Genomic DNA, 22,291 nt, shown 5'->3' with positions numbered 1-22,291 from the left:
TTTCTACGCCCCTCATGTATGTGCCCATACAGGCAGCCCTGTTGGTTTAGGGGACTGCCTGTTTATTTTATAAAACAAGGATATAACACAAATGGATTTCAGTTGGTTGGCCGAGCCGCAAACGTGGATAGGGTTTGCCACATTAATCATACTCGAAGTAGTACTCGGCATCGACAATCTGGTTTTTGTTGCCATTCTTGCCAATAAAGTCAAACCCTCAATGCGCGACAAAGCGCGGATTACCGGCCTCACCCTGGCGGTGCTCATGCGCTTGGTAATGCTTGGGTTTATGGCACACATCATTACCCTCACCCAACCTCTATTTACCGTTAGCGGCTTGTCTGTTTCCGGTAAAGACCTGATTATGCTCGTCGGCGGTTTGTTTCTACTCTACAAAGCCACCACCGAACTACACGAACGGATTGAAGGACATAATCAATTTACCATTGCCGACACCAATAAAAAACATGCCGGATTTTGGGGTGTGGTGGTACAAATTCTGATATTGGATGCCGTCTTTTCGATCGATGCCGTCATTACCGCCGTTGCCATGGTCGAACATATTGTGATTGCCATGGGCGCCGTTGTCGTGGCCATGACCCTGATGATTATGGCCAGCAAACCGCTGACTGCATTTGTCGATAAACACCCCACCGTTGTGATGTTGTGTCTGGGTTTCCTATTGATGATCGGCTTCAGCCTGATTGCCGAAGCATTCCACTTTGAAATCCCCAAAGGTTATCTATATGCCGCCATCGGTTTTTCCATCCTTATCGAAGCCTTTAATCAGGTTTCCCAAAGAAATGCGCGTAAAAACGCCTATACCAGCAGCTCATGGCGTAAGCGTACGGCAGAAAATGTTTTGGGTATGATGGGGATACGCGAAAGTATTCTGGCTCAATCCGGCGAACAGGCCGAAGATGGTTCTCATTTTGCCGAAAACGAAAAATCCATGATTCGCAGCGTATTAATGCTGGCAGAACGGCCGATTTTAGGTGTGATGATTCCCCGCCGCGATATCGAACGCTTGGATATCTCTCAAAGCAAAGAAGAACAATCGCAGCAACTGCAAAACACACCTTATAGCCGCCTATTGGTGGTCGGTAAGGCTGGTGTTGATGATCCTTTAGGCTATATCAACAAAAAAGACTTATTGGCACAAATATTGGAAGGCCACGAGTTAAACATCCAAGAAGCCTTAAAACAGCCGTTGATACTGCCCGACAGCACCACCGCCCTTAAAGCCATCGAACTTTTCCGCAACAGCAGCGCCGATTATGCTTTGGTGGTAGACGAATTCGGTGCCATTCTCGGTATGGTAACCATGAAAGACCTCATGGAAACCATTGCCGGAGAATTTCCCGAAGAATTTGAACGCGAAGAAGAACCTGCCCTTCAAGCCAATGCCGATGAAAGCCTCACCGTAGACGGTGCTTTGGAATACGTCGAACTCGCACCGCAACTCGGTTTGCCGCTACCGGAAGAAGATTCCGATTTCCATACCATTGCCGGTTTGATTATGGAAGAATTGCAAAGCATTCCGAATGAAGGCGAATATATTGATTTCCACGGCTGGCGTTTTGAAGTCATCGAAAAAGAAGGTCAAAAAATCGAACGGGTTAAAGTAACCCGATTGCCACCTGAAGAATAAAAGAAGTTGTGATGATGAATGAAAAAGCCGTCTGAAATATTTCAGACGGCTTTTTCTATCCTGTTATCAACACTCAAATAATTGATTAGCGGCTTTCGGTGCGTCCCAAGTGATCATAGTGATATTGGAAAGCAGCATCGGAAGTTTGACCACGCGGGGCAATAAATTTAACGCTGTCGTCGTTTTTGAGGGCGCGAATCATGCCTTCATGTTGTACTGCCTGCAAACCGGCAATCGGGCCTGAGTCGTTGGCATGGTCATATTTAGGCATATGGGCACCGCGGGCAGAAGCGAAAGAAGCGGCAAAAGTAGCTAAAGCGGCGAAAGTCAGTACGGTTTTTTTCATGATAATAATCCTCTTATGTGTTTTGTGTTTGGTGTTTGGTTCGGCATTCGGCAACATTTAAGATTTGCTGTCTGCTTTATTGATGTATGCATTGTATGAAACAACCAATATTTGATAAATACCGATTTTATTCAATATTTATTTCTTAATAGGAAATATTTAAGGATTATGAGAAGCGATAATATTGAATAGGCCGATATAGATAAACAGATAAATTGAAAATATTGGGCTGTTTATATAATTTTCTTTTGCCCGTTATTGATAATGGCAAATAATCACTATGTAATAAATCATAAAGCCGTCTGAAATATTTCAGACGGCCTTTGGTATCTCTTTTTAATACATCTTTGAAAGTTGATTAGCGGCTTTCAGTACGGCCTAAGAATTGATAACCGTCATCTTCGGCAACCACGGTATTGCCCGGAAAGCTGAATTTGATGCTGTCGTCGTTTTTGTCTGCACGTTTCATTCCATCATATTGAACAGCTTGCAAACCGGCGATTTCACCTGAATTATTGGCATGGTTGTAAGCCGGCATGTGGGCACCGCGGGCGGAAGCGAAAGAAGTGGCTAAAGTAGCTAAAGCGGCGAAAGTAAGCATGGTTTTTTTCATGATAATTGTCCTCATGGTGTATTTTTATTAAGTTCGATAGTTAGGAAAAGTTTTAATTAAAAACTGCTGTTTGCTCTGTTGATGTGCGTATTGTATGAAACGCCTATGATTTGATAAATACCGATTTTATTTAATATTCGTTTCCTAATAGGAAATCATAAAATATGGCGTTCAAACCCCACCATTTTTTAAGTGTTTAAATATGTGTAGAAAAATACACAATTAAATCAAATGAACCTGCATTGGCTCATAGCTTAGGTTGGGTAGAAATCACTAAGCTTTCAGACGGCCTAAACAGTTGTGTTGGCAACAGATAAGCACTAACTGGCTGCAATAGAAAAGCCCTTGCAAAAGCAAGGGCTTGATGATTTGTATTTGGGAAACCGGCTTATTTCAATTTGGTTTCTTTATACAGAACGTGTTTACGGGCTACCGGATCAAATTTTTTGATTTCCAGTTTGCCGGGCATAGTGCGTTTGTTTTTGGTCGTGGTGTAAAAATGACCGGTACCGGCACTTGATTCCAATTTAATTTTATCGCGCATTGCAGTATTCCTTATAAAACCGATTTAAATTAGGCTTCGCCGCGGGCGCGCATTTCGGCCAATACAACATCAATGCCTACTTTGTCGATGGTGCGCAACGCAGCGTTGGATACGCGCAGGCGAACCCAGCGGTTTTCACTTTCTACCCAGAAACGACGTGATTGCAAGTTGGGCAAAAAACGACGTTTGGTTTTGTTGTTGGCGTGTGATACGTTATTGCCAGACATCGGGCGTTTACCGGTCACTTTGCAAACTCGTGCCATGGTTAGTCTCCAAACTTCTAAAATAGTAAAACGCGATTTATACCATAAAAATCGGTTTTGTTTCAAGCTTGTTTTTTGAAACGGCGGTATTTTTCGCTTTCGATTACCGATAAATGTTGTGTGCACTGCAACATTCAAAATAAAACCTGAAGGCCGTCTGAAAAGTTTTCAGACGGCCTCGGCTTATCCGAAATCAATGGCGGAAATGACGAATACCGGTCAACACCATAGCGATGCCGTGTTCGTCTGCCGCATCAAATACTTCCTGATCACGCACCGAACCGCCCGGATGGATAATCGCTTTAATGCCCTGCTCGGCAATGACATCAATACCGTCGCGGAACGGGAAAAACGCATCGGAAGCGGCACAGGCGCCGTTCAAATCGAATCCGCCGTCTTGCGCTTTGCGTGCGGCAATACGAGTCGAATCGACACGGCTCATCTGGCCGGCACCGATACCGTAAGTCTGCCCGCCTTTACCGAATACAATCGCATTAGACTTCACAAACTTGGCCACATTCCACACAAACATCAAGTCATGCCATTCCTGCTCGCTCGGCTGGCGTTTCGATACCACTTTCAAATCTTCACGACGGATACGGTGAATATCCGGCGTTTGCACCAATAAACCGCCACCGACACGCTTCAGCTCGAAACGGTTGGCACCGGCCATCAACGGCACTTCCAATACGCGCACGTTTTTCTTAGCCGCAATCAGTTCTTTTGCTTTATCGGTAAACTTCGGCGCCATCAATACTTCTAAAAACTGGCCGGTTACCGCTTCCACCGTATCGGCATCCACTTCGCGGTTAAACGCGATAATGCCGCCGAACGCGCTGGTCGTATCGGTCGCGAAAGCCAATTTATAGGCGTTAAGCGGCGAATCTGCCACCGCCACACCGCAAGGATTGGCGTGTTTCACAATCACACAGGCAGGCTGGTCAAAGGCTTTAACCGCTTCCCAAGCCGCATCGGCATCGGCAATATTGTTATAAGACAATTCTTTGCCCTGCAATTGGCTATATGCCGATAAACTGCCCGCTGCCGGATATAAATCGCGGTAGAACGCGGCATCTTGATGCGGGTTTTCACCATAGCGCATTTCTTGCACTTTTACCCAGCTTTGATTGAACTGTTGCGGGAACTCACCCATTTCCGGCTCGCCGGATAATTTTTCATCAGATACGCTGGTGAGATAGTTGGAAATCATGCCGTCGTATTGTGCGGTATGACTGAACGCTTTGCGCGACAGGTTAAAACGGGTTTTATCGCTCAACGCGCCGCCATTGGCTTTCAACTCTTCAATCACACGGTCAAAATCGGCATTATCGGTAACAATACCGACATGTTTCCAGTTTTTAGCCGCAGAACGCACCATTGTCGGCCCGCCGATATCGATATTTTCAATCGCATCTTCCAAAGTGCAACCGGGCTTGGCAACAGTGGCGGCAAACGGATACAGATTCACGCATACCAAATCAATATTACCGATATCGTGTTCTTTCATTTTGGCCACATGCTCTTCCAAATCGCGACGGCCGAGAATACCGCCGTGGATTTTCGGATGCAGGGTTTTCACCCGGCCATCAAGCATTTCAGGAAAACCGGTATAGTCGGCAACTTCCACCACCGGTACACCGGCATCCGCCAACATTTTGGCCGTACCGCCTGTAGACAAGATTTCCACACCCAACCCGTTTAAGGCTTGGGCAAATTCAACAACGCCCGTTTTATCGGACAGACTGATTAAGGCACGTTTGACAGCGGCCATATTGTTTCCTTATGGTTTGTTTAATGAAGAATCCGGCTGTCTGAAAATACAATATGCTTAATATATTCTACTTTCAGACGGCCTGTTATTAATATTTCTATTGGCTATATGGCAACAGAAACAGAATTATATTTTACTTCTTATCGCACGGGCCAAAGCTTCCGCGTCTTTTTTCTTATGCGTGGAAATCACATAGCAGATATTTTTATGCACCATATTATAATAATTACCCCCATTACCACCCGAACGGCTGGCATCGACAAAACCCAAACCTTCCTTACCAAAATCACGGCGGCAATTTTTTTGCTTATCATAATAAATGGCCAAATGGGTACAGTATCGCGTACCATCACAACATGCACTGCCGTTACAAGCAGACTTATCGGTAAAATAAACGCCACTCTCCTGCTTAATATTTTCTCCGGTTTGCAATACATACTTTAATTTTTGCGTAACCGGCTGCACTGCACGGATAATTTTTTTCTCCAATACCACATCTTTGGTTTGAGCGCCCGCAATACCGGCAGTCAGACACATGGCAATCATAAACAATATTTTTTTCATAATGATTTCTCCCTATATTCACCTAGTGATTAAAAGCCGTCTGAAAACCTAGGTGGTTTTCAAAACATTCCACTTTCAGACGGCCTGCTATTCATATTTCGGCTATATGTTCACTTTAGTCAAAGTTATATCTTACTTTTTATCGCGCGGGCCAAAGCTTCCGCATTTGTTTTATCTTGTTCGTAAATCACATAACAGGTGTTTTTATGCACCATATTATAGTAATTACGCTCGGCGCCGCCCATACCTTTTCTATTAACAAAGCCGTACTTACCGAAAAAATTACGGCGGCAGTTTTTTTGCTTATCATAATAAATAGACGAAATAGTACAAGCACTTGTGCCGTCACAACATACCCCGTCGGAGCAGGAAGACTTATCGGTAAAATGAATACCTTCTTCATTTTCAACGTTGGGTCCGGTTTGCAATACATACTTTAATTTTTGCGTAACCGGCTGTACCGCACGGATAATCTTTTTCTCCAATGCCACATCTTTGGTTTGAGCGCCCGCAACACCGGCAGTCAGACACATGGCAATCATAAATAATATTTTTTTCATCATGATTTCTCCCTATGTTTACCTAGTAATTAAAGGCCGTCTGAAAACCTAGATGATTTTCAGACGGCCTGAATTTAATTTTCCAACAGCCCGTAGCGCACCAGTTTTTTACGCAAGGTATTACGGTTCAACCCCAACATGGCAGCAGCTTTCGATTGATTGCCGCCGCATTCTTCCATCACACATTTAAGCATCGGCTTCTCCACCTGCTCCAAAACCATTTCATAAACGCCGCAAGCGGTTTCACCGTTTAAATCATGGAAATACCGGTATAGGTTTTGTTCGATACAATGGGCTATTTCAGGAACATTCTGTTTCATAAGTTTCTCTTATATTATTTATTATTGAAGAAATATTGTTTCAGACGGCCTATGCCGATACAACCCTACAGGCCGTCTGAAAGCGTATTAGCGATATGCACAAGACCAATGATCGGTTAGCTGCGGCAGCTTGTCTAAAAACGCCGCAACCGCATCATACTGTCCTGCCGCACTGTCTATCTTATTGATATTACGGCGGGCATCCTCACCGCCGGGCAAACCGACGATATACCAACCGATGTGTTTACGCGCAATCCTAACGCCGTCGCGCTCACCATAAAACGCATACATCTGATAAAGATGCCGCAAGACCGTTTCACTACAATGGGCAATACTCAATGCTTCGGGCAAACAACCATGTTCGGCAACGTATTTCAAATCACGAAACAACCACGGCCGCCCTTGTGCGCCGCGCCCTATCATAATGCCGTCGGCACCGGTTTGCGCCAACACATCTAAAGCTTTCTGCGGGCTGGCAATGTCGCCGTTAACCCACACAGGAATATTCAGGCGGCTTTTGGCTTCGGCAATCAGGCCGTATTCGGCTTCACCCTTATACATCTGGGTGCGGGTGCGCCCGTGAATGGCAATCGCACTGATACCGGCATCTTCCGCCATACGGGCAACGGTCAGGATATTTTTATGCTCATCGTGCCAACCCAAACGGGTTTTCAGCGTTACCGGCACATCAACCGCGCGAACCACCGCATTCAAGATGGCCGACACCAGCGGCTCGTTCTGCATCAGCGCACTGCCTGCCGACACATTGCAAACCTTTTTGGCCGGGCAACCCATATTAATATCAATCACCTGCGCGCCCTGCTCGACATTATAACGCGCCGCTTCCGCCATTTGTTCAGGATCGCTGCCCGCAATTTGCACGGCAACCACACCGTCCTCACCGTTAAAATCGCTACGACGCAAGGTTTTACGCGTATGACGCAAGGCCGGATCGCTGTTAAGCATCTCGCCGACCGCCCAACCTGCTCCGTATTCACGGCATAGTTGGCGGAAAGGCTTGTCGGTTATGCCCGCCATCGGCGCCAGCGCAATGGGCGTACGGACAGAATAGGCACCAATACGCATAAAAATCCACATTTGATAAAATCAGGATTGTACAATTTTTAAGCAAGTTTTGCCAGTTTGAAATGCAGGTTATCCGCTATAAAACCCAGAGTCATTTTACCACCATCGACTTACACCCGAACAGATAAAATAGTTTTATACCAATAGTTTATATTTTAAATGCATAAAGCCAACACTAAGATAAAAATGTTAAAAGCATAAAATATTACTGCCTAAAAAAACAACATCAGGCCGTCTGAAAATAAACTTTCAGACGGCCTGATGTTTTTAATTGTTACCAACGGCTAGCGGCCGAACAACTCCGACACCATTTTAACCTGCTCTTCGGTATAAGCCTCGCCGTTAATTTTAGCGGCTAAAACAAATTCGCCGCTGAAACCTTTTTCCGCACAGGTTTCCTGCCAGCCTTGCAATCTTTCCTCATCGGTTAGCTCGTGTTTCACACGGCGTATGGTCTGCACGGTTTGTTTCGTTTGCTGATCCATCTATCCGCCCTCCCTAATCAATCTGCGGAACGCGTAACCGGACGCGCTGCCAAGCTGCTGACAATCCCATCCGCGCCCGCCGCTTCTGCCAATCGGTACAACACTTCCTGCGGCATATCGCCATGCCACAAACGGGTAATATTGGCGATAACGGGCAAATGGCTGATTTTACGCACGCGGACAATAGCATCCACATCCAAGCGATACGGATGATCCGGCTCGAAACTAAGCGTACCGGCCTCGCCGAGAATAATATGGTGATTACCACGCAAAGCAATATGCTCGGCGGCAACCAACCATTCATCGGCACGGTGATGTTTGTCTTTACACAAAACCACCGGCGTATTCAGACGGCCTACTTCATCCTGCAAAGTGCGGTTACTCATCAATTCGCCGCCCAAATACAGTACATCGGCTTCTGCTTCTAATGCTGCCTCAATCTGACGCACATCGCGTATCCGAACCATCACAGGTTTGCCGCGTTCATGCGCATCAGCAACCACTGCCTGCATGGCGCGGATATGGTTTTTTTCATTGCTATGTTCCGTTACCGCATAAGGGCGGGCGGGCATATAAAACGGATCGGCAAACACCACATCCGCATCCTGCCTGCCGACATCGGCCGCAACAATATCCAACCGTTTGCCGCCACCAAATGATGCGCCGCGCACGGTAATCACCGTATTGTCAGCTTGGCTTTCGCGGCTGATAATCCGCCATTCGTTTAATACCCGAATCACCCGCTCCACACCCGGCAGGCTTTCCAACTCATTGGGATGGAACACCCGCTCATCACCTACCGCACCGATAATCGTGCGCTCTTCCCCACGGGAAACATGCTCCTGCAAACCCTTGCTGCGGATAAATGCCACCACGCGCGTTACCGATTCCGGCGAAGCCTGTTTCTGCATGACGATAATCATCACAATCTCCACATTTTATCTGACCGAATAGTAACAATAATCGGCCGTAGATGCTACCGATACACTGTTTCAGACGGCCTATATGCTATACTTCAAACAACCCTTATTATTCTGATATCATGAAAAATCTGCTCCATTCGGGAAAGTTTTGGCTACGCTTCAGTGTTTTCGGCTTATTGGCTGTTATTGCCGCCGGAATCGGTATGCACACCTTACTACTTTATCTGTTTAGCAACGAGCATATCCAAGCCGCGGCAGACCAGGCCGTCGGTAACCGTTACGAAGTACGTTTCGGCAGTAAAATAGGCCGCACATGGCTGCCCCGCCCTACCGTCACCCTCACCAACGTTACCCTCGGCGCGCGCAACAGCGGCAAACCCGACCTGCATGTTAAAGAAATGCGTATCGGCTTATCGTGGCAAAGTTTATGGGGGCATCCGTCTATCGAAAAATGGGTATGGGAAGAAGCCGAAGCTGATATTACCCGCGACAAAAACGGCCGATGGACTTTTCAAGATTTATGGCGCAACCGTAATGACCATATCGGTATTAATCGTTTCATTATTGAAAACAGCCGGATTAACATCCACACTCCCGCAAGCAGCTACCTCACCAAACAATTTAACCTCAAACTGAGCCGTGCTTCTGAACGTAGCTATATTTTTGACATCAACGGCCATACCAACCGCACCGACGATACCATCATAACGTGGGAAAGCAACGGCAAGGCCGAATCTGCCAACCGACAATGGCTGTTGCCTGCCGTACATATCGAAGCGGATATTCCTTTTCAAAACCATCAAACCAAGCTCATGGCCGATGCCGATCTTATCTGGCAGTCACAACAAAACACCCTGCAAACCCGCAACCTGCGCCTGCGCGCCGACAGTAGCTTCCATGATCTGCATCTAACGGCACAAAGCCCGCTGATTTTATGGAACGCAAACCGCATCAGCTCAAGGGATATCCGCAGCGTGTTTACCGCCGGCTCCGAAGAAGAAGGCAGATGGGACGGATCATTTTCCCTTTCCCGCCTCAGTCTGCGTCCTACTACGGCAACGGTAGCCAAAATCGATTTAAGCGGCAGTTTCAAACACAACGCACAACAAACCACCTTTAACTTTTCCGCCCCTTTGGATTGGCAGAAAAACCGTGCGCTAACTTCAGACGGCCTGACACTCACCACCTATCAAAACCGATTAAATGCCGCCCCGCAACCACGTTTTTCCAGCCAAATGACGGGCAAGTTTACTTTGTTGGCAAATAAAAACTGGCAACTGCAATTAAACGGCCTGTTCGACCGGCAGGCCACCCGATTTTCAGCCGATTATATTGCAGCCGGCCAACAGCAGCCCGCCACACTGGAAGCACAACTCAGCCTCGGCAAGCTCTTACTCACACCCTATTGGCAAGACCTGCAAGCCAAAGGCGGCCGGCTTTTCCCAACCTTTTTAAACCGCGAACAGATACCGCAAATCAAAGCCGATATCCATATCGGCAACCTCACTATACCCGGCCTGCAAATAGATGATATAGACACCATACTTTATGCCGACAGCCGCCGTATCGCCCTCACCGACTTCCGCGCCGGACTATACGGCGGCCGTACCGAAGGCGGTATCAGTATTGCCAATACCGACCCGCCCGCCTATCACCTGCAACAAAACACCCACGGCGTACAAATCCGCCCCTTATTACAGGATTTATTAAACTATCACGGCATAGGCGGCACGGGCGATGCCGTAATAGACCTCACCGCCACGGGAACAGACCGCCGCAGCCTAACGCAAACCCTAAACGGCAATCTGCAACTGAACGTTGCCGACGGTGCGTGGTACGGCGTCGATATGGCCAATATTTTAAAAAACCTCAGCAACAATCATGCACCGGGCAGAAGCGGGGCGGATGTGCAAACACGGTTCCGCCGCTTTTCCCTCAATAGTGAAATCAGCAAGGGCATCAGCCGCCATGACAATACGGAATTAACCTCCGATATCCTGCATATCAGCGGCTACGGCCAAACCAATCTCAATACCCAAACCGTTTCGGAAAACCTGCTTATCCGCAATGCCGCCAATCCGAATGCCAAACCCGTACCGATAACCATCAACGGCTCGCTCAACAACCCGTCCGTCACCCTAGATTACAACCGCCTCACCGACGGATTGGATTCCCCCGAAGAACGGCAACGTGCGTTGGCCGAAACATTGCGCGAACAATGGCAATGGCTCAATCAACCATCTAAATAATACCAAAGGCCGTCTGAAACCTTTCAGACGGCCTTTCATTTAATCCATACGACACCAAACAACCATGCTAACCCAACCAAACTATCGGTTTATTCACCCGTATCGGGCAGGGTTGCCGAGCCCATTCTTTTCAAAATAATATTGGTGCGCGCCCTCAGGGTTTTATCGCGCGGATGTTCCGCATAATACAGCGGACGCGGCACACGCGCAGCCAATTGCGCCGCCTGCTGTTTGGTCAGTTTGGCCACCGGCTTTTTATAAAAATGCTGAGACGCCGCTTCCGCACCGAAAATACCGTATCCCCACTCAATCGAATTCAGATACAGCTCAAAAATACGGTCTTTATCGGTTGTCGCCTCCATCATAGCGGTAATCGCGGCTTCTTCGGCTTTGCGCCAATAGCTTCTACTGTCATTCAAAAACAGATTTTTGGCCAACTGCTGGCTGATGGTCGAACCGCCGCCGCGTATTTTGCCACTACGCTGGTTGCGCTCAAAGGCATTACGGATGCCCTCCCAATCAAAACCGCTATGCGCGGCGAAACGGGCATCCTCCGATGCAATCAGGGCTTTCTTTAAATTTACCGAAATTTGATGATAAGGCACCCAGCGGTAATCCAATGCGATATCTTTCCCCTGCTCGCGGAAAGACTGCATCCGCATACGCATAAAGGCCGTTTGATTCGGCGCAACGGCGCGGTAAGTAATAATGCTGCCGTACACATAGGCATTAAAAAGAATAAAAACCGCAAACGGTAGGGCAACCAACCATTTCAGTATACGCATTACAACGCCTCCGCTTCTTTCATATAACGGATAACCGGCACAATATCCGGCTCGAAGCCCCGCCATAATTGATAAGAACAAGCCGCTTGGGCAACCAACATGCCCAAACCGTCCGCCGTTTGCTGCGCCCCGCTTTCGCGGGCAAAAGATAAAAAGCCGGCCGCAGCCGCGCCATATACCATATCGTAAGCCAACAAACACTTCCCGAATATTTTTACCGATACATCGGGCAGCGCACCATTCAAACTGCCCGAAGTCCCGTTAATAATGATATCGAAATAACCTGCGGGCAATTGATTGAATGGCAACGCCTGCACACCGAAACGTTCGGCCAAATCCAAAGCCTTGGCTTCGGTACGGTTGGCAATGGTAATACCGGCAGGATTTTGCGCCAATAGTTCCGGCACTACCCCACGGACAGCACCGCCCGCGCCTAAAATCAAAATACGGCGGCTGCGGACAGCCACCCCGCACGCTTTCACAATGTCGTTCACCAAGCCCACACCGTCGGTATTGTCGCCACGGAAACGTCCGCTACCCAACGGGATAACCGTATTCACCGCACCGGCAATCTCGGCACGCGGCGAAAGCTCGTCCACCCATTGATACGCCTCGGTTTTAAACGGTACGGTAATATTAGCACCCTGTCCGCCTTCATCGAAAAACCGCCTGATAACTTGGGCAAACGTATCCGGCTCGGCCAAAATGCGGTCGTATTGAATCGCCACGTTTTCCTGTAATGCAAACTGTTGGTGAATCTGCGGCGATTTACTGTGGGCAATCGGATTGCCGAAAACCGCATAACGGGGAAGATTATCCATATCCATACCATCAAAAAATTTATCTTGAGAAAAATATTACAATTTTTCCAATTTTTTAAGCCCCCGATGAGACAAATAGCAGAAAATAAAACATAAAACCGCCCCGAACATAATGGTATAAAAACCACTTGCCCAGCCGAAGTGATCCACGACGTATCCGAATAATGTTGTGCCCAACGAAGAGCCGACAATATAACTCATAAAGCCGCGAAGCCCAACAGCAGAACCCAAAGCAAACGAAGGAATCACTTCCATTGCCTGAACGGCAACCATAGATTGGGGGATATAAATCAAGCAGCCGACAATGGTTGAAAAAATCGTAATGGCCAATACTGATGAAGACGACATGTATCCGAAAATACAGAAAAACACCACAATCAAACAAATCATCGGAAGATACATCACTCTGCCGCGGAAAAACTTATCAACCAAGAATCCGGCCACGAGGGTTGACGGGATAGCGGCCCACTCATAAAGCATAAACGATATCCCCATGTCTTCTTTGCTCAAGCCTTTCACATTCAACAAATACAAGGGAATCCATGTCAGCATCCCGAACCTGACCATATAGGTAAAAATATCCACACCGACCAAATACCAAGAGTTGGGATTTTTAAGGATATGTTCGACAAAAATCTGCTTCGATGTTAAATTTTTCGGGTCTGCATCCAAATGTTTGGCGATATGTTTGTTAACAGAATCTTCCTGATACATATCCTCAACCACCGGCAACCCTTCTTCTTCCGGTCTTTTTTTCACCAAAAATAAAACCAGAACGACGCCGATAAAAGCACACACCGCCGGTAAAAAATAAGCGGAAAAACGCCAGTTTTCAGTTCCCCAATAAGCCAATCCGGCACCGACAATAGGCGCTACCAGACCACCGCCTAAATTATGGGAAACATTCCAAATCGTGCTCGCCCTGCCCCTTTGCGTTCTCGGAAACCAGTATCCGACCGTGATAATAGAAGGGCCGACCCCCATCCCTTGAAACAAACCCAGCAACAAAACCAAGGCTGCAAACAAATAAAATCCGGCTGAAAAACCCATAATAATATTAATGACAATACACAAAATCAGGCCGGTTGCCATAAAAATTTTGGGGTTGGATTTATCCGCCAAAATACTCATAAACCCTTTACTGACACCATAAGTTATCAACATTAATGACGTCAAAAGACCAATTTGGGCATTAGACAGATCTAAATCTTTTTGAATATACGGCGTGGAAAAAACAAAATTATTCCTTACCAAGTAATAACACATATACCCGATAAAAACGCCTACTAAAGACTGAATTTGAAACGATTTGAATTTCTTCTCAACATCTGAATGATAGTTAGCCATCACATCCTCCTACCCATTTAAATTTAAAATAGAATAAGAAACGAATACTAAGAAGTGTCCCGAACGGGTTTTACATACTTTCGGTTATATTACAATATGACCCAAAGAAAATATATTTTGTTTTGAGGTTTTCCAATTTATTTTCAGACGGCCCCACTATTTTACATTTAGAGAAGCAACAGCCTAACCTTCCTACCCTCGTTCCCCACCTTATATTGCCTGTTCTAACAATATTTATTACACTTCGGCACAAAACAATATCTAATACGGCATATAATAAGCACACGCTCTACATACAGAAATCAAGCAGCCAAAAACAAACAAAACTCAAGGATAGCAAATATGTGGGATAAAAAATGGGTTATCGGCAACTGGAAAATGAACGGCCGTCTGCAAAACAATAATACGCTGATGCACCGCTTCCGCATTATGCCGACCGCCGACCACGTCGTTATCGGCTTGGCCGCGCCGACTGTTTACCTGCTCCAACTGCATAACGCCATGCAAATCGTTTTAAACAACCGTATCCTCACTTGCGCCCAAGATGTCAGCCGCTTTCCGGGGGACGGTGCTTATACCGGCGAAGTCTCTGCTGAAATGATGGCCGACATCGGCGTAGATATCGTGCTTATCGGCCACTCGGAACGCAGCCTTTATTTCGGTGAGAAAAACGAAACCCAACGCAAAAAAATCGTCAATGTTTTAAATGTCGGCCTCACCCCGTTATTGTGTGTCGGCGAAAGTTTGGAAGATCGCGAAGCCGGCCGCGAGCAGGAAGTGATTGCTCATCAATTATCCATTTTAGAAGGATTGGGCACCGACAATATCGCCGTCGCATACGAACCGGTATGGGCCATCGGCACGGGTAAAGTCGCCACAACCGATCAAATTGCCGCCATGCACGCCTTTATTCACCAACAAATCTTGTCTTTATGCGGCAACAATGTTAATATCCGCATCCTTTACGGCGGAAGTGTCAACGCAAAAAACGCAGCCGACATTTTTACCGTACCGCATGTAGACGGTGCTTTGGTAGGCGGCGCATCATTGTCTTACGACTCGTTTGCCGCTATTATTGATGCCGCACAAGAAGCATAGAGATTATGGAAGCCTTTAAAACCGTTATTTGGATTATCAACATCTTTTCCGCATTAGCCGTTATCATCCTTGTATTAATGCAACATGGTAAAGGTGCGGATGCCGGTGCCACATTCGGCTCCGGAAGCGGCAGTGCGCAAGGGGTGTTCGGATCAGCAGGTAATGCCAACTTTTTAAGCAGAAGCACGGCTATTGCAGCAACCATATTTTTTGCTACCTGCATGGCAATGGTTTATATTAATACCCATTCACCCAGACACGGTTTAGACTTCAGCACAGTCGAACAGAGTGCTCCGGAAAATACACAAAGCACTCCGACAAATACGACTCCGGCCTCACCGGGTCAATAATATTGATGGTTTTACACTTTACGCCGACATGGTGGAATTGGTAGACACGCTATCTTGAGGGGGTAGTGACCGTAGGTCGTATGAGTTCAAGTCTCATTGTCGGCACCATAAAAAAGAAACCGGCTCTCTATTTGAGAGTCGGTTTCTTTTTTATGGCATCCCATTCTATGTTCGGAAATATCTCTTGTTGATGTTTAATACTGCCAAATATACATTTATTACAAATATACCCAATCCGTATCTATCACTTTTATTACCAATATTATCTTACATTGCCATATCAATCATTAACATCAAAAAGATATCCTCAATACTCCCCAAAGTCCGCCACTTAAACAGCCATACGATAAAATTCAATATGAAATATATTTATATCATTGAATTAATTTAATATTTTTTAACTACATAATAAGTTTAATGTGCAAACTTTTCTAGATAGTTTCACTCTTATCAGCACATGTTTCGTGACATGCTATTTTTATTTCAATTCATAAGAGGATATATAGATGAAAAAATTTACTTTATTGATTTCAACCGCCCTAATGTCTGCCGCTGTTATGGCCGCTCCCGCTAACGGAACAGGTGCTAAGAAAGCAGATACTACAGTTACTGCAGCAAAAGCCGGCCAAACAAAAACCCAAGGCCAATCCACAAGCTCAACGGCTGATGCAAAACCCATTAATGCTTCTGATGCCAAAACTGCCAGTGGCGTAAACTTTTAAAAGACTGAGTAAAAGAAAAGATTAGGTTCTGTTTCTCAGATAAACACCTAATCACTATTTTCTTGATGAGTCGTTTTAACCACAAAAAGCCTGTTTCTCACAACAGGCTTTTTTCTTGAAAAATCAATTAAGAACACGTAATATCGCAAACACACAATACGCTGCCAAAAATAAGGCCGTCTGAATATATTTAGTTGAATAAGCTAAAATCATAAAAATAAATACTCGTTCAGATACAAACACTATATTATATTGAGGCTTTCTTCTTTCAGACGACTACATACAATAAATTACGCATCCATTTATTCAGATTTCACAATATTTCATGGCAGATAAAACATCCTCCCCTATCCGACCCAGACCCAAACCCCGATCAGCCCCACCCTTTTGGCAGGCTGACAAACCTTATCTACATGAACACAACATTAGTGACGTCCGCTTCCGTATTCTCGGCTATTTAATGGCATTATTGGCCGGAGCCATTAATGCCGGCGGATTTTTTGCCGTTGCCCGTTATACCTCCCATGTTACCGGAATTGTTTCCCAAGCAGCCGATATGGCTTATCTAGGGGAATGGAAAATCTTTATCGTGGCTATGTTGAGCCTCAGTTGTTTTATTCTCGGAGCAGCACATTCGAGCTGGATTGTATTGTGGGCAAAACGAAGACGCTTTCGCGGCGGATTTGGTTTTTCCATGTGGGTAGAAAGCTTATATTTACTGATTTTTGGGATATTAGGGGTTACCGCATTCCAATGGGACAACAGCGATATGCCTTTATTTGCTATATTTTCATTGTGTTTTATTATGGGGATGCACAATACGGTAATCACCATTTTATCCGGCGGAGCCATCCGCTCAACCCATATGACCGGCACAGCAACCGATTTGGGAATTGAAATTTCCAAAATGCTGTATTACAGCCGCAGCGATAATCCCAAACTGCCTCATGTTAAAGTTAACGTCCCCAAAGCCAAGCTTCTCAACGGGTTACTTATTGCCTTTATCACCGGCGGTATTATCGGCGCATGGGGCTACCATACCGTCGGCCACCATTTTGCCTTACCTGTTGCACTAATTTTATTTATACTGGGTTTCGGTTCCGTCGGCTACGATGTGAAATTAAGGCTGAAATTAATATTTATACGCCGTCTGAAACGCCATAGAATGCGTAGAAATAAAAAGTCTCATACCAAATAAAATATACACACAAATAAAGAATCTTAAAGCATAAAGGCCGTCTGAATCATATAGCCCCAAATTCACTCTATTCGTTACACGAAAAAAACACGGCATCAACAGATGCCGTGTTTTTACCTATCACTTAATACATTCAAACGGCCTTACTGACCGGCTTTCAAGCCTTGCCACAAACGGACACCCAATTTAACGGCATCAGCAGATTTAGGCAAAACAACAAAACTGTTCGCCTTCACCTCATCACTTGGAAAGATAGAATTATCTTCCGCATATTGTTTATCCATCAGTTCGCGGGCAGGTTTGCTGGCAGGTGCATAGGTAACGGCATTACCATTTTGTGCTGCCACTTTAGGATCCAAAGTATGGCTGATATATTTATGCGCATTGGCAACATTTTGTGCATCTTTCGGAATCATAAACGAATCAATCCAGATACCCACACCTGTTTTCGGCGTCAACACTTCAATATCCACACCGTTACCCGCTTCTTTGGCACGATTTTTGGCAATATTCAAATCGCCGCCATAACCAATCGCCACGCACAGATTACCGGCTGCCATATCGTCGATATAGCCGGACGAGCTGAAACGCTTCACATCAGGGCGCACTTTCTTCATCATATCCACAGCCGCCTTCAAATCATCGGCATTTTCACTGTTGGCATCTTTGCCCAAATAATTCAAAGCCAAAGGAATTTGCTCGGTAGGGCTATCTAAAAAGCTGATGCCGCATGATTTCAACTTGGCCGTGTATTCGGGATTAAATACCAAATCCCATTCATTTTCAGGTAACTGGTCGGTGCCAAGGGCTTTTTGAACCTGATCTTTATTTATTGCCAAGGTATTAATGCCCCAAAAATACGGTACGGCATATTTATTACCCGGATCCACTTTATCCATCATCGTCAATAATTCGGGATCAATATTGCCATAGTTGGCGATTTGGTTTTTATCGATTTCTTGATAAGCTCCGGCTTTAATCTGACGGCCTACATTGGCAATTGACGGCGCTACCAAATCATATCCCGATTTACCGGTCAGCACTTTAGCTTCCAGCGTTTCATTGCTATCATAATAGTCATAACGTACTTTGACGCCGTTGGCTTTTTCAAATTCGCTAACGGTTTCCGGCGCCACATAATCCGACCAGTTATAAATATTCAAATCACCCGTTGCCTGCACGATTTCTTCCTGCCCCCCGCTTGCTGCCGTGTTATCTGCAGCTTGTTGCGTATCACCACTTCCCGAACCACCACATGCAGCCAGAACCAAGCCTGCCAGCGCAGAAACTAACCAAGTTTTTTTCATCTTTCATATCCTTCAAATACTGTACCGTAACAGGCACAAAAATTACCATACCACAATTACCCAAACCGTATGCAGCAAATACCGAGCACTCGGTAATAGAGCGCATTAAACGGCAAAATACTTTCAAACGCAAGGCTTTACTATAAAAAAACAAACATTTTTTAACAGAAAAACCATACCACTTCCATTAAACAACATCACACTGCATTATCCGATTATCGTCCGTAAACAAATATCAAAGCTTCCTAATCTGTTCAGACGGCCTTTGCCTATGCCTCCGAATAAAATACAAACAGCCGAACCCTAATAAAAGGTTTCGGCTGTTTATAATTATCCAATAAACAATGGATATTTTTTAATTTGAGAATAAAAAATCTTAATCTTTCTGATCTTTCACTTCTTCAAACTCAGCATCTACAACATCATCATTGTTGTTTTTAGCACCGCCTTCGGCTTGTCCCTCTGCAGCATTGGCTTCAGCTTGTGCTTGTGCATAAACCATTTCGCCTAATTTTTGGCTGGCAGCGCCCAAAGCTTCCGCTTTAGCATCGATATCGGCTTTATCTTCACCTTTCACCGCTTCTTCGGCAGCTTTCAAAGCGTCTTCGATTTTGGCTTTTTCATCGGCATCCAATTTATCACCATAGTCACCCAATGATTTTTTCACAGAATGAATCAAAGCTTCGGCTTGGTTGCGTGATGCTACCAACTCGGTCAGTTTTTTATCTTCTTCCGCATTGGCTTCGGCATCTTTAACCATACGTTCGATTTCTTCCTCGCTCAAACCTGAAGAACCTTGGATGGTAATATTCGCTTCTTTGCCGGTACCTTTATCTTTGGCGGATACATGCAGAATACCGTTGGCGTCAATATCAAAAGTTACTTCAATTTGCGGCATACCGCGTGGAGCCGGAGCGATATCGCCTAAATTGAAATTACCCAATGATTTATTGGCAGACGCACGTTCGCGTTCACCTTGCAACACATGAATGGTTACTGCACTTTGGTTATCTTCGGCAGTTGAGAACACTTGTGACGCTTTAGTCGGAATGGTGGTGTTTTTATTAATCAGCTTCGTCATCACACCGCCCATGGTTTCAATACCCAAAGACAGCGGGGTTACGTCAAGCAATAATACATCGCTACGGCCGCCACCTAATACTTCACCTTGAATAGCGGCACCGATGGCAACAGCTTCATCAGGGTTCACGTCTTTACGCGGCTCTTTACCAAAGAATGCTTTAACGGCATCTTGCACTTTAGGCATACGGCTTTGGCCACCGACCAAAATCACATCATCAATATCGCCCACGCTTAAACCGGCATCTTTTACGGCTACACGGCAAGGTTCGATAGAACGTTCAATCAAATCTTCAACCAAGCTTTCGAATTTGGCACGGGTAATTTTCATTGCCAAGTGTTTCGGGCCTGTTGAATCCATAGTGATATAAGGCAGATTCACTTCTGTTTGTTGGCCGCTAGACAATTCGATTTTGGCTTTTTCGGCAGCTTCTTTCAAACGTTGCAATGCCATTACATCTTGTTTTAAATCAATGCCTTGCTCTTTTTTGAATTCGGCAATGATATGATCAATCAAGCGTTGGTCGAAGTCTTCACCACCCAAGAAAGTGTCACCGTTGGTTGCCAAAACTTCAAATTGTTTTTCACCGTCAACATCGGCAATTTCAATAATTGAAATATCGAATGTACCGCCACCTAAGTCATACACGGCAACTTTGCGATCGCCTTTGGTGTTTTTATCCATACCGAAAGCCAATGCGGCGGCAGTCGGTTCGTTGATAATACGTTTTACATCCAAACCGGCAATACGGCCGGCATCTTTGGTCGCCTGACGTTGGCTGTCGTTAAAGTAAGCCGGAACGGTAATCACAGCTTCTGTAACGGTTTCACCCAAATAAGCTTCCGCAGCTTGTTTCATTTTACGCAATACTTCGGCAGAAACTTGAGGAGGCGATAATTCTTTACCTTGCGCTTTCACCCAAGCATCACCATTACCGGATTTAATGATTTCAAAAGGCATTAAATCAAGGTCTTTTTGTACTTCTTTATCTTCAAATTTATGACCGATTAAACGTTTGGCGGCATAAATAGTATTTTTAGCGTTGGTAACGGCTTGTCGTTTGGCCGGCGCACCTACCAAGATTTCGCCACCGTCAAGATATGCAATCACAGAGGGCGTGGTTCTGGCACCTTCTGCATTTTCAATTACTTTGGTTTGGCCGTTTTCCGAAATAGCCAAACAAGAGTTGGTTGTACCTAAATCGATACCGATAACTTTTGCCATTTATGTTGCTCCTTCAAATTTAAATAAATAATTTATAAACTTTATTCGAGGTTGTCCTCTTGTCGGATTCGTAAATAAGGCAGTTTCATAACTTTTCAAGCCTGAAATATCATTTTTTTCATTAAATATTGATTCAATATTGATTTTTAATTCAAATGCTTGATTTACTTATCCACAAGTTTTTTCAGACGGCCTGCCTTAATGGCACATCATCTAAAAAAATTAACCGCTATCCCTTAATCATATTTTGTAAAAAAATGATTAACTGTCGCTTTCTTTTTTCTTGGCCACCGTCACCATAGCCGGACGCAGTACACGGTCGGCGAGTTGGTAGCCTTTTTTCATAATACCTACAATAGTATTCGGCTCCTGTCCGCTCTCAACCGTTTGTATGGCCTGATGGAAGTGCGGATCCAATTTATCGCCTTGAGCAGGATTGATTTCAGTGATTTGAGTATGTTCAAATGCTTTATTCAATTCATTTAAAGTCATTTGCACACCTGTTTTTAAAGCATCAAAATTACCACTTTGATCAAGCAACGCCATTTCTAAATAATCTTTAACCGGCAACATTTCCGCGGCAAATTTCTGGCCGGCATATTTATGTGCGGCCTGAATTTCTTCTTGGTGACGACGGCGCAAATTTTGCTCATTAGCCAATCCGCGCAATTGCTCCTCTTTTAATTTAGCCTCTAATTCTGTCACTTTCGCTTCCAAATCTTCATAAGAGGGCTTTTCCTGCTGTTGCTCTTCTGCTTCTGCTTCATTTTCATTGGCTTCAGATGTTTCTAATACATCTTCAACTTCCGTAGTTTGGTTTTGTTCGGTCATTTTTATTTTCCTATATGTATAGAGAGAAAATTAATGGTTTTTATATAAGGCCGTCTGAATAATATTCAAGCAGTTCACACGGAATAATCCAACCATTATTCACTAATAATCGATATGCATTGATAAACCCTACAAACCGTATCCGAAACACA

Annotated in this window: 23 protein-coding genes and 1 tRNA gene; 7 read left to right on the top strand and 17 right to left on the bottom strand. The window is 45.2% G+C overall.

Features of this window, described 5'->3' with window-relative positions; genetic code table 11:
* Positions 1 to 91 precede the first annotated feature (91 nt).
* A complete protein-coding gene (locus NXS09_RS08685; RefSeq protein ID WP_259292152.1) occupies positions 92 to 1,651 on the top strand; it encodes a TerC family protein in 1,560 nt (519 codons plus the stop codon).
* Positions 1,652 to 1,736: 85 nt separating this feature from the next.
* On the opposite strand, the gene NXS09_RS08680 is transcribed toward NXS09_RS08685, so the two are convergent.
* From NXS09_RS08680 to NXS09_RS08630, 11 genes are all read right to left on the bottom strand, one after another.
* Complete coding sequence (locus tag NXS09_RS08680; RefSeq protein WP_259292151.1) at positions 1,737 to 1,997, bottom strand: hypothetical protein; 261 nt, start codon at positions 1,995 to 1,997, stop codon at positions 1,737 to 1,739.
* A 358-nt stretch (positions 1,998 to 2,355) separates the two neighbouring features.
* Positions 2,356 to 2,610, bottom strand: coding sequence for a hypothetical protein (locus NXS09_RS08675; protein WP_259292150.1), 255 nt, complete (start codon positions 2,608 to 2,610; stop codon positions 2,356 to 2,358).
* A 388-nt stretch (positions 2,611 to 2,998) separates the two neighbouring features.
* Complete coding sequence (gene rpmG / locus NXS09_RS08670; protein WP_004283097.1) at positions 2,999 to 3,154, bottom strand: 50S ribosomal protein L33; 156 nt, start codon at positions 3,152 to 3,154, stop codon at positions 2,999 to 3,001.
* A gap of 29 nt (positions 3,155 to 3,183) precedes the next feature.
* The gene (rpmB, locus tag NXS09_RS08665; protein WP_085364522.1) at positions 3,184 to 3,417 is read right to left on the bottom strand and encodes a 50S ribosomal protein L28; all 234 of its coding nucleotides are present in this window, start codon (positions 3,415 to 3,417) and stop codon (positions 3,184 to 3,186) included.
* A 193-nt stretch (positions 3,418 to 3,610) separates the two neighbouring features.
* Entirely contained in the window at positions 3,611 to 5,188 is a 1,578-nt protein-coding gene (purH, locus tag NXS09_RS08660; protein ID WP_259292149.1) for a bifunctional phosphoribosylaminoimidazolecarboxamide formyltransferase/IMP cyclohydrolase, read from the bottom strand.
* A 126-nt stretch (positions 5,189 to 5,314) separates the two neighbouring features.
* Positions 5,315 to 5,752, bottom strand: coding sequence for a hypothetical protein (locus tag NXS09_RS08655; protein WP_259292148.1), 438 nt, complete (start codon positions 5,750 to 5,752; stop codon positions 5,315 to 5,317).
* 125 nt (positions 5,753 to 5,877) lie between these two features.
* Positions 5,878 to 6,315 (bottom strand): hypothetical protein, encoded by a 438-nt coding sequence (locus NXS09_RS08650; protein ID WP_259292147.1) that lies wholly within the window; start codon positions 6,313 to 6,315, stop codon positions 5,878 to 5,880.
* Between the two features lie 71 nt (positions 6,316 to 6,386).
* Complete coding sequence (locus tag NXS09_RS08645; protein ID WP_151050063.1) at positions 6,387 to 6,632, bottom strand: Fis family transcriptional regulator; 246 nt, start codon at positions 6,630 to 6,632, stop codon at positions 6,387 to 6,389.
* An 87-nt stretch (positions 6,633 to 6,719) separates the two neighbouring features.
* A complete protein-coding gene (dusB, locus tag NXS09_RS08640) occupies positions 6,720 to 7,718 on the bottom strand; it encodes a tRNA dihydrouridine synthase DusB (RefSeq protein ID WP_259292146.1) in 999 nt (332 codons plus the stop codon).
* A gap of 284 nt (positions 7,719 to 8,002) precedes the next feature.
* Positions 8,003 to 8,203, bottom strand: a complete 201-nt coding sequence (locus NXS09_RS08635) for a hypothetical protein (protein WP_259292145.1) — start codon at positions 8,201 to 8,203, stop codon at positions 8,003 to 8,005.
* A 17-nt stretch (positions 8,204 to 8,220) separates the two neighbouring features.
* On the bottom strand, positions 8,221 to 9,126 hold the full coding sequence (locus NXS09_RS08630) for a chorismate mutase (protein ID WP_259292144.1): 906 nt from the start codon (positions 9,124 to 9,126) through the stop codon (positions 8,221 to 8,223).
* A 119-nt stretch (positions 9,127 to 9,245) separates the two neighbouring features.
* Between NXS09_RS08630 and NXS09_RS08625 the strand changes: the two genes are divergently transcribed.
* Positions 9,246 to 11,375, top strand: coding sequence for an AsmA family protein (locus NXS09_RS08625; RefSeq protein WP_259292143.1), 2,130 nt, complete (start codon positions 9,246 to 9,248; stop codon positions 11,373 to 11,375).
* Between the two features lie 89 nt (positions 11,376 to 11,464).
* Here NXS09_RS08625 and mtgA read toward each other — a convergent pair whose 3' ends face one another.
* Genes mtgA through NXS09_RS08610 form a run of 3 tightly spaced genes read right to left on the bottom strand, consistent with a single transcriptional unit; the run spans position 11,465 to position 14,328 of the window.
* Positions 11,465 to 12,160, bottom strand: coding sequence for a monofunctional biosynthetic peptidoglycan transglycosylase (gene mtgA, locus NXS09_RS08620; protein WP_259292142.1), 696 nt, complete (start codon positions 12,158 to 12,160; stop codon positions 11,465 to 11,467).
* Positions 12,160 to 12,981 (bottom strand): shikimate dehydrogenase, encoded by an 822-nt coding sequence (gene aroE / locus NXS09_RS08615; protein ID WP_259292141.1) that lies wholly within the window; start codon positions 12,979 to 12,981, stop codon positions 12,160 to 12,162. The genes mtgA and aroE overlap by 1 nt, the downstream gene beginning before the upstream one ends.
* Positions 12,982 to 13,017: 36 nt before the next feature.
* Entirely contained in the window at positions 13,018 to 14,328 is a 1,311-nt protein-coding gene (locus NXS09_RS08610; RefSeq protein ID WP_259292140.1) for an MFS transporter, read from the bottom strand.
* 342 nt (positions 14,329 to 14,670) lie between these two features.
* Between NXS09_RS08610 and tpiA the strand changes: the two genes are divergently transcribed.
* The 5 genes from tpiA (at position 14,671) to NXS09_RS08585 (ending at position 17,696) form a co-directional block, all read left to right on the top strand.
* Entirely contained in the window at positions 14,671 to 15,426 is a 756-nt protein-coding gene (gene tpiA, locus NXS09_RS08605) for a triose-phosphate isomerase (RefSeq protein ID WP_259292139.1), read from the top strand.
* Positions 15,427 to 15,431: 5 nt separating this feature from the next.
* On the top strand, positions 15,432 to 15,776 hold the full coding sequence (gene secG, locus NXS09_RS08600) for a preprotein translocase subunit SecG (protein ID WP_259292138.1): 345 nt from the start codon (positions 15,432 to 15,434) through the stop codon (positions 15,774 to 15,776).
* A gap of 22 nt (positions 15,777 to 15,798) precedes the next feature.
* Positions 15,799 to 15,884 (top strand) — tRNA-Leu (locus NXS09_RS08595).
* Positions 15,885 to 16,282: 398 nt separating this feature from the next.
* The gene (locus tag NXS09_RS08590) at positions 16,283 to 16,498 is read left to right on the top strand and encodes a hypothetical protein (protein WP_259292137.1); all 216 of its coding nucleotides are present in this window, start codon (positions 16,283 to 16,285) and stop codon (positions 16,496 to 16,498) included.
* Positions 16,499 to 16,823: 325 nt separating this feature from the next.
* Positions 16,824 to 17,696 (top strand): YoaK family protein, encoded by an 873-nt coding sequence (locus tag NXS09_RS08585; protein ID WP_259292136.1) that lies wholly within the window; start codon positions 16,824 to 16,826, stop codon positions 17,694 to 17,696.
* Between the two features lie 143 nt (positions 17,697 to 17,839).
* Here NXS09_RS08585 and NXS09_RS08580 read toward each other — a convergent pair whose 3' ends face one another.
* The 3 genes from NXS09_RS08580 to grpE form a co-directional block, all read right to left on the bottom strand.
* A complete protein-coding gene (locus NXS09_RS08580; protein WP_259292135.1) occupies positions 17,840 to 19,003 on the bottom strand; it encodes a polyamine ABC transporter substrate-binding protein in 1,164 nt (387 codons plus the stop codon).
* A gap of 376 nt (positions 19,004 to 19,379) precedes the next feature.
* Entirely contained in the window at positions 19,380 to 21,308 is a 1,929-nt protein-coding gene (dnaK, locus tag NXS09_RS08575; RefSeq protein WP_259292134.1) for a molecular chaperone DnaK, read from the bottom strand.
* A gap of 261 nt (positions 21,309 to 21,569) precedes the next feature.
* Complete coding sequence (grpE, locus tag NXS09_RS08570) at positions 21,570 to 22,139, bottom strand: nucleotide exchange factor GrpE (RefSeq protein ID WP_259292133.1); 570 nt, start codon at positions 22,137 to 22,139, stop codon at positions 21,570 to 21,572.
* Positions 22,140 to 22,291 lie beyond the last annotated feature (152 nt).

It is taken from the genome of Neisseria montereyensis, assembly GCF_024834045.1.
Classification (GTDB): domain Bacteria; phylum Pseudomonadota; class Gammaproteobacteria; order Burkholderiales; family Neisseriaceae; genus Neisseria; species Neisseria montereyensis.
Note: the sequence above shows the minus strand (reverse complement) of the source record. Positions and strands in the feature narration are given on the sequence as shown.